Source organism: Larkinella sp. C7 (genome assembly GCF_006149005.1).
In the GTDB taxonomy this organism is placed as follows: domain Bacteria; phylum Bacteroidota; class Bacteroidia; order Cytophagales; family Spirosomataceae; genus Larkinella.
In genome coordinates, this window is the sequence record NZ_VBSL01000202.1 from 1 (window position 1) to 391 (window position 391).

A 391-nucleotide genomic window follows, 5' to 3' on the forward strand; every position below is an offset into this window, starting at 1 on the left:
CTTACAATCTTCCAGTTTCTTACCAGCCGGCAAATGTTCAATGATCGTGCAGAGATCGCCTAACTCTTGAGTAGGGTGGTTGTAGTCGGACATGCCGTTAATGACAGGGACAGAAGAAAATCTAGCTAAATCTTCAACGCTCTTATGGCGTTCAACACGGGACATGATAATATCAGTCAGTCGAGAAACAACTTGAGAGGTGTCTTCAATCGTTTCATGGCCCCCCAGCTGAATTTGACCGGGTGCTAGATATTGAGCGTGACCTCCTAACTGGGTCATAGCTGTCTCAAAGGAAACCCGTGTCCTTGTGGATGATTGTTGGAAAATCATCGCTAAACTCTTATTCTTTAAGAGCGGCGGATAGTAACCGTTTTTGATACAATCTTTGAGC

At 44.8% G+C, this 391-nt stretch carries 1 pseudogene; it reads right to left on the reverse strand.

The features are described 5' to 3' along the window. A pseudogene (locus tag FH871_RS35105) lies at nucleotides 1-378 on the reverse strand (ornithine carbamoyltransferase); the annotation flags it as partial. Nucleotides 379-391: the final 13 nt, after the last annotated feature.